9 protein-coding genes are annotated in these 7,000 nt (G+C 50.8%); 4 read left to right on the top strand and 5 right to left on the bottom strand.

Annotated features, from left to right (window positions below; genetic code table 11):
- From HMPREF2975_RS08345 to HMPREF2975_RS08325, 5 genes are all read right to left on the bottom strand, one after another.
- Positions 1–196, bottom strand: a 196-nt coding sequence (locus HMPREF2975_RS08345; RefSeq protein WP_141757369.1) for a hypothetical protein, incomplete at its 3' end; no start/stop codon positions are given.
- 66 nt (positions 197–262) lie between these two features.
- The gene (locus tag HMPREF2975_RS08340; protein WP_070727034.1) at positions 263–472 is read right to left on the bottom strand and encodes a helix-turn-helix domain-containing protein; all 210 of its coding nucleotides are present in this window, start codon (positions 470–472) and stop codon (positions 263–265) included.
- Positions 469–1,275, bottom strand: a complete 807-nt coding sequence (locus HMPREF2975_RS08335) for a phage antirepressor KilAC domain-containing protein (RefSeq protein ID WP_070727032.1) — start codon at positions 1,273–1,275, stop codon at positions 469–471. Before HMPREF2975_RS08335 ends, HMPREF2975_RS08340 begins: the two co-directional genes overlap by 4 nt.
- Before the next feature lie 22 nt (positions 1,276–1,297).
- Positions 1,298–1,747 carry a hypothetical protein gene (locus HMPREF2975_RS08330; protein ID WP_070727030.1) on the bottom strand — a complete coding sequence of 150 codons (450 nt, stop codon included), beginning with the start codon at positions 1,745–1,747 and terminating at the stop codon, positions 1,298–1,300.
- A complete protein-coding gene (locus HMPREF2975_RS08325; RefSeq protein ID WP_070727028.1) occupies positions 1,744–1,998 on the bottom strand; it encodes a helix-turn-helix domain-containing protein in 255 nt (84 codons plus the stop codon). The genes HMPREF2975_RS08330 and HMPREF2975_RS08325 overlap by 4 nt, the downstream gene beginning before the upstream one ends.
- A 30-nt stretch (positions 1,999–2,028) precedes the next feature.
- On the opposite strand from HMPREF2975_RS08325, the gene HMPREF2975_RS08320 reads away from it, so the two are divergent.
- The 4 genes from HMPREF2975_RS08320 to HMPREF2975_RS08305 form a co-directional block, all read left to right on the top strand.
- Positions 2,029–2,793 carry a helix-turn-helix transcriptional regulator gene (locus HMPREF2975_RS08320; protein ID WP_141757367.1) on the top strand — a complete coding sequence of 255 codons (765 nt, stop codon included), beginning with the start codon at positions 2,029–2,031 and terminating at the stop codon, positions 2,791–2,793.
- 29 nt (positions 2,794–2,822) lie between these two features.
- Positions 2,823–3,920 (top strand): type I restriction endonuclease, encoded by a 1,098-nt coding sequence (locus HMPREF2975_RS08315; protein ID WP_070727024.1) that lies wholly within the window; start codon positions 2,823–2,825, stop codon positions 3,918–3,920.
- 74 nt (positions 3,921–3,994) lie between these two features.
- Entirely contained in the window at positions 3,995–4,381 is a 387-nt protein-coding gene (locus HMPREF2975_RS08310; protein ID WP_141757365.1) for a hypothetical protein, read from the top strand.
- 656 nt (positions 4,382–5,037) lie between these two features.
- The coding region (locus tag HMPREF2975_RS08305) for a hypothetical protein (RefSeq protein WP_070727021.1) at positions 5,038–7,000 on the top strand (1,963 nt) is incomplete at its 3' end.

The following is a 7,000-nucleotide window of genomic DNA, read 5'->3' as shown; positions in this document are numbered from 1 at the left end:
GCTCCTTGTCGCTGGTGAATGTGCCGACCGCGAGTAGGACGGCGAGGAATGCCCACATGTAGGCCGCTGCTGCCTGAACCTGCGTGTTGTCCATGCGCGTGAGCGCTAGTAGCGCGGTGAGCGTTAGAACGAGGTGGAATACCGCTGCAATGCGGACAGTCCACAAACGACAGTGGGTGCTGATATGCTTATTCATAGCTGGTATGCCTTTCATTGGTGTATCTGGGTCCTCTCGCATGTGCCGTGCGAGGGGACTTTTCTTTTACCTGTACGGTGTGAGCCATGCGTTGAGTTCCTTACCTCGGATGCGGATGCGGGTTCCGGCTTTGATGGCTTTGAGGTCGCCGTGTATGAGTGCTTCGTTGATGAGGCCGCGGCTGACCTGCAGGACGTCACACACCGAGGCGATGCTGTAGTACTGGGTGGGTGCGAACGCGTCACGCGGGTCGACTGGCAGTTTTTTAGCGGTCATGACGCGACTTTCTCTGTTTCTTCGAGGATTTTCTTGTCCCAGTCCTTGAGGTAGTGGTCAATGAAATACAGCTGGCCCTTGCCAGTGACTTTCGTGGTTTTCGTGATGCGCACCGTGCCGTCAGGCTGCGAATGCGTGGACTCCTTGATCTCAAACAGGTCAAGGTCACGGCTCTTTTGGGTGGGCATGTTCCAGTCGCAGCCCTGGCGGCGTGACAGGTAGCCTCTGGCGCGCAGGTCCTTGAAAAGGCGGTTCTGGCCGACTTTCATCCCGTTGTTGTTCAGGATTTTTGCCAGCTGGCCGACGAGGATACTGGTTTCTGCTGTGGCGACCGTGTCAGCAAAGAGGACTTTCGGCGCGTCTTTAGCTGCTTGGGCTTCGAGTTCCTTGCGTCGCGCCTGCTCCCGCTTGAGTGTTTGTGCGAGCTGGATGATCGTGTCAGGGTCAGTGAGGGCTTCCTCGATCTTGTCTGGTGTGAGGTAGCCGCCATGCTTGCGGATCGCAGGAAGAACGTCGTGCGTCACCCAACGCTTAAATTTGTGTGCCTCAGGCTTGCGGCTCTTGAAGATCAGCGAGTACAGGCCAGCCTCGTTGACTATGGTCTTGTTTGGGTTGCCCGGAATACCGTCACTAATAGTTACGGTATTCTTCTCGTCCTCATCGAGGTCTGCGGTCGCTTTACGGCTGTTTTCGAGGTTTAGGACGTCGCACACATCCTTAGCGACGAACCACGGCGTACCATCCTCTGTCGTAACCGTGCGAACACTGGTACCCTCATAAGTAAAGGGAACTATCTGGTTCATTTTTGATTTCCTTTCTGGCCGTTTAGGCGTTGCACCGCCTAGACGGCTCCTGTCTTATAGGCGGGTATTTTTTTCGGGGAGCGTTTTTCACTTGCACGCCTAAGGACGTGAAGACTTCAGGGAAATCCGCGAGATCGATTTTTGACACGCCAAGTTCGCTGATCAGCTGATCGCGCGAGCCGTCATCACGCATGCCTTTAAGGTCGATAACTGGGTTTTCCGTGTCAGATAGGACTTGTATCCACGTGCTTGCTTTCGTCCACATGAATGCCCATTGCGTGCCGTGCACGACGCCGCGTGTACGGTTGTCACTGCAGAATTTTTTGGCGTCCGCAATGCTGGTGGCGAATCGGATGCCGCTCGATTTTGCTTTCTCGGTGGTCGTGTACACGAGCGCGATTTCGCTCAGCGCGCCTATTCTCGTTACCGGGGCGGGCTCAGTGTCGAATAGTGATAGCTGCTCGGCTTTCACGGCACGGCTCCTTTTAGGTCCTTGTGGAGGAAGTCCTCATTGACAAATACGATCGGACGAACCTTTAAGATTTTGGCGGCCTTGATGGCTAACGCCGGGGTCAGGTTTTTACGTCCGTTTTCGATGTTCGATATGTACGGTCTGGAGACGTCGAGAGCTTGAGCTAATTCGTTGGCTGTTATGCCGCGCAGTTCGCGAACGGTACGGAGTGCCTCCCCGCTCCTTTCGCGTTCCTTTTGTTTTCCGTTCATGGGAACTACAGTACCGAATGTGTTCCTATTATGCAAGCGGAAGTTCCGGTGTGGTGCCGATTTGGGAACAGTCGTTTTCTGATTTTGGTTCGTTTTGCCGGTAATTACACGGGTGTAACTGTTCCGAAAGTTCCGAAAGTTTCCTATTATTTAGGTATGAGAAAAGACGGAGCGCAGGAATTGGCAAGATTGGTAAAGCACAATCGCCGGATGTTAGGCATGCACACACAGGCCGATCTAGCCGATGCACTGGGCCTTACTGTCAAAACAGTGGGTAACATAGAACGCGCCGCAAAAGGAAATTATTCTGCCCTTACCCTTGCTCGCTTGGAAAGGCTTTTTGAATGGCCTATCGGAGCGGCTGAAAAAGTTCTAGAAACCGGCGAAGCTCCCGATTTAGAAGCGAAGAGCGCTCCGGTTGGTTTGACCTGGGCCGATTTTGAGGAAGCCTGGGACTCTGTCCCTGTCGGCAACAGCCGAATCCTTAGGGTTTTCGCCGCGTACGATCCTACCAAGGTAGACGACGAAGACCTCGCCCGCATCGCCTTAAACGCTCGCCACTACATGCGAAAAGAACTAGACGAAGCCTCAGGAACAAACGAGGAGCCTAAGCCTGAGCCTGTGACGCCATTCCCCGCACAAGCAGGGCGAACAGCCGATCTTGACACTATCGCCGCTAACCTGCCTCAGGAAGTTTATGGTGGAACACCACCGCCTGACCCTGACGATTACGGCGTGTACGCGCAGCGAGGCGACGTTGAACGCGAGCAAGAAGGCTCCCAAGAACTCCCATAACCACACCCACAAGCAACGGAAGGCCCGCAATGGATTTCGGAGACGCACTGACAGCACTGTCAGACAAAGTAAACAAGCAATGGGAATCGATCGAAACAGAAGAAGGCACCAAGAACGCTTTCATCATGCCGTTCATCTCCACAGTCCTCGGATATGACGTTTTTGACCCCACCGAAGTCATTCCAGAATTCACCGCCGATGTCGGAGTGAAAAAAGGCGAAAAGATCGACTACGCCATCCGCAACAGTGGTGATGTTCAAATCCTGATCGAATGCAAGAAGTGCTCAGGTGCCCTGACGCTTGAACACGCTTCCCAGCTGTACAGGTATTTCGCCGTCACTACAGCAAGGATCGCGGTATTGACCAACGGGCGCGTCTATAACTTCTACACGGACCTTGACTCGCCCAACAAGATGGATTCTCGCCCCTTCCTCGTCCTTGACCTAGCAGACTTGGATGAAACAGTCCTACCAGAGCTGAAAAAACTCACCAAAGCGAATTTCGACCTCACATCGGTCATGGATGCTGCAGAAGAATTGAAATACCTTGGCGCGATCCGTCGAGCTGTCGCAGCAGAATTTAAAGAAGTGTCAGAAGAATTCGCCAGGTATTTCATTGCAAAAGTCTACGAAGGACGAATCACTCAGAGTGTCGTCGAGAAATTCAAACCACTCGTTGACAAAGCTCTTCGTCAATTCCTCAGCGAACGCGTCAATGATCGCCTGAAGACAGCGCTAGGAGCCAGTGAAACCCCCGTTATCACACCGACAGCCCCTCTGCCGGAACCGGCAGTTATCGATTCTGCAGAAGAAGGCGAGCCGGTAGAAAATTCCGAGATCGTGACAACTGAAGAGGAACTTGCGGCTTATCGCGTCGTTAAAGCTATCGCGTGCGCGGAACTCTCACCTGACCGGATCACTTACCGCGATCAAAAAACCTATTTCTCAGTCCTGGCAGACAATAACAACCGTAGGCCAATCGTTCGATGCTACTTCAATTCCAAGGCGAGAAAGAATCTAGTGTTCGTCGCAGAGGATAGGTCGCTTACCAAATACGAACTGGGCACCATTGAAGATATTTACCTGTACGTTGATCAGATTCGAGAAGCCGCTAAACGATACCAGTAGGCTGGTGTCATAGCATATGCCTGGACCGGCCACAGGGTCTCCAACTGCATGTGCCTACCGTTACGATCGTGCGCGTGAGTGCTCCATCGTGGGATCAGGTTGTGCGTGAAGCGGCGCGTGAGAAAGTCACCCTGCGCCGCTCACGCCTGCACGGTGCGCGCGGACTATGGGTACCAGCCCAGCGCACCATCTGGGTGGACAGCCGCTTACCAGACCACCATGCCGCACCAACGCTCGCACACGAGCTGATCCACGCGCGCAGGGGAGACGGCGAGTGTGCCTCCGACGCGACGGTAGAGAGAATGATCGATCAGCGCGTGGCCCGCAGGTGGATTAGCCGGGCTGCGTATGCTTGCCTGGAACACGAGTATGGTGGGGATGCGTGGATGATCGCCGACGCGCTGGATGTGCCAGTGTGGGTGGTGTGCGCGTACCGCGAGTATCTGCACTTAACGCGCTAGTGGCACGTGTGGGGCACGCTGCCATCGCAGTTTTAGCGTTTGTGCTGGTCATGCGTGGTGTCGGGGCTGTCTCCCCCCATCTCCACTATTAGGACGTTCATTTTGGTACAAAGTGAACGTCCTATTTTTTATGCCATAAGACGTGACGTTTCGCCTTGTCGGGGCAGCTTTATTGCTTTCGGAAGTCTTCTTGGTTAGGTATTTGACTTATCGTTGGCTTGGCACAGTTTGTCAGATTTCTAGAGGCCGGAAGGCTCCGTGAAGCAAGCTACAAAAAATATGTCTATCCGCCAAAAGTGTGCGAGTCGCTAAAAGCTTTGGGGTTTCACAGAATAGATCTATAATTTAGAGCAGCCGTAGAGTAACTGCCCGAAGCCAGACCTTCTAAATTAAGCAATAAAAGTTGTCATGTTTTTTGCAGACATTCATTCCAAATCACCGTTGATGGATGATTTGATTACCAAAAAATCACGTATGCATAAGAATTTCAATAGCTAAAATGTATTTAATGAACGTCTAGCTAATGTGTTTTATCTGTTTAGCTATATTCCTGTAGCTGTCACCACCTACCTGAGCTCAACGGGCTGGTTTTCTGGATGACGTAGTGGTACTTTGAGGGGAATAGATTTAACTAGCACACTGGACAGGAAGGTCTAATGCGCAACTTCAAGGACAAGCCCGGTTTTCTTGAAACGTTCGCCGGCAGAGCGCTGCTTAAACCAGCTCATCTTCTTACAGAACTACTGATCCTAACCTTGGTCTGCGCTTTGGGCTTCACGCTATCGAGCCCGTCTATGGCTCATGCCGAGGATCTACAGAGTAGCTCCCGGGATGACGAACAAAGCGCCAGTCCGACGCCGGTAAGCACTCCAGAAGTTGTAACTGATACCCAGTCTGGCGATGGTCTAGAGATCGGACCGGAGACTGTCGATCAACCCGTGCGTCAATCAACTTTACCGGCGCCGACCATTCGCAAGGTCTTTTACGACGCCACAACTATTTCCGGCGCTAATGTACAACGAAAAAGAGTTGGTGGAAAGGTTAAAAGGTCGACTGTATATGTGACCCTAAAAGGTAAGGATGGCAACGAAAAAGCCACTGTTTCTGTTACCCCTAAAAGTGGAACAGCTTGGACGGTAAGTCTACCTAACGGCGTTAAAGTTGCACCAGGTGATACCGTCACTGCCTATCAAACTTTGGATGGCGCTGCATCTGGTGTGGTGACCGCAAATGCTGAGCCATCCATGGCATTCTCGAATAAAGACAAGATCAAAATGCCGGTAGGAGAAATCTGGATTGAACACCCGGACGCTAACCTTGTAAATAATGATGAGCAAGCAGAAGCTATTGAAATGCTGAAGAAAGCTAATCCGGACATTGCGAACGACTTTAACCTTGACAAAATTAAATTCTCTATCGATTACACGGACCATGCCTACTATGAAGTGACCTATACAGATGGATCAACCTCCGGAAAAATTGAAGCTCCGGACGTAATAATCAAACAGGTAACGGAAACATCTGTGGCTCCGATAATAGGAAAAGTCCAGGTGACAGACGGGCAGATTATCGTTACATTTGCTAAAGAAGTTGCCCAAGGAACAAAATTTAGTTTTGTCAAACAATTTACCGATGGAGAGGACAGGAATTTTTCCCAAAATGGAAGCTGTATAGTGGACAAATCTAACTCACAAGAGATGTCTCAAGCAGTAATCGTTGACGGCAAAAAAGTTACTTTCCCAATCACGGATAAGGTTAACGATTTAAAACTCGGAACAGAGTTCGGTATCGTTGTCAAAGAGCCACATAAATTCCGTTCTTGCGCGAAGTCTGAGCCGGTAATAACAACCCCCGACAAAGTCGCCGTGAGAGATCCTCACAAATTAACGGATGCCGATAAACAAGCCATCGATAAAGCTATTCGAGATGCCAATACGGTAAATGGCGTATCTAAGCTTCCCGATGGAACTGGATTTTTAACCGATCCTGCGTTTATCGAGTTTGATAAAGACGGAAACGTTACAATAATCAGCCCTAATGATGTGGAAACTGATTGGGATAATGACGGCAATCCGATATATGTAAAAAATCCTGATGGAACCTATAAAGTAAATGATGTATCCAAAGTCACTAAAATCCCTGCCAAAGATCTGGTAAAAAATATCGCTCCGAAATCTCCTGCGATTGCGGTAGATACGGATAAGGGTGAGGTAACTATTACCCCGCCAGTCTATGAAAACCCGGGTGATGATACCGACTTGGCGTCCTACACCGTCACCTATAAGGATGCTTCAGGAGCGGAAAGAACCGTCACTGCAACTCGAACCGTAGACGAAACTTCCGGTAAGACCACGTGGACATCAGATGGTGCAACGGTTGATGCGAACACCGGTGTGATTACTCTGAAAGTTGAAGACATCGAAGTTGGTGGAACTGTCACGGCAAAAGCAAAAGATAATGGCGGATTAATTCCCACTGAAGAACAGCCGCTTGAATCAGAACCGGCCAGCGAGACACTCGAAACTGCCACTGTTAGCTATGATCGTAACGGCGGAGTCGGCGATATGGATGGCAAGACTTTAAACAAGGGCAGTAAGTACACGGTGTTGCCTAATGGTT

Source organism: Actinomyces sp. HMSC065F12, from assembly GCF_001814535.1.
Taxonomy (GTDB): Bacteria; Actinomycetota; Actinomycetes; order Actinomycetales; family Actinomycetaceae; genus Pauljensenia; species Pauljensenia radingae_A.
This window is presented reverse-complemented; position numbering and strand designations above follow the sequence as displayed.

Excerpts from the sequence above, each read along its gene's own strand:
- HMPREF2975_RS08340 (WP_070727034.1), bottom strand. The coding sequence starts at position 472 with ATGACCGCTAAAAAACTGCCAGTCGACCCGCGTGACGCGTTCGCACCC.
- HMPREF2975_RS08335 (WP_070727032.1), bottom strand. The coding sequence starts at position 1,275 with ATGAACCAGATAGTTCCCTTTACTTATGAGGGTACCAGTGTTCGCACG.
- HMPREF2975_RS08325 (WP_070727028.1), bottom strand. The coding sequence starts at position 1,998 with ATGAACGGAAAACAAAAGGAACGCGAAAGGAGCGGGGAGGCACTCCGT.
- HMPREF2975_RS08320 (WP_141757367.1), top strand. The coding sequence starts at position 2,029 with ATGCAAGCGGAAGTTCCGGTGTGGTGCCGATTTGGGAACAGTCGTTTT.
- HMPREF2975_RS08315 (WP_070727024.1), top strand. The coding sequence starts at position 2,823 with ATGGATTTCGGAGACGCACTGACAGCACTGTCAGACAAAGTAAACAAG.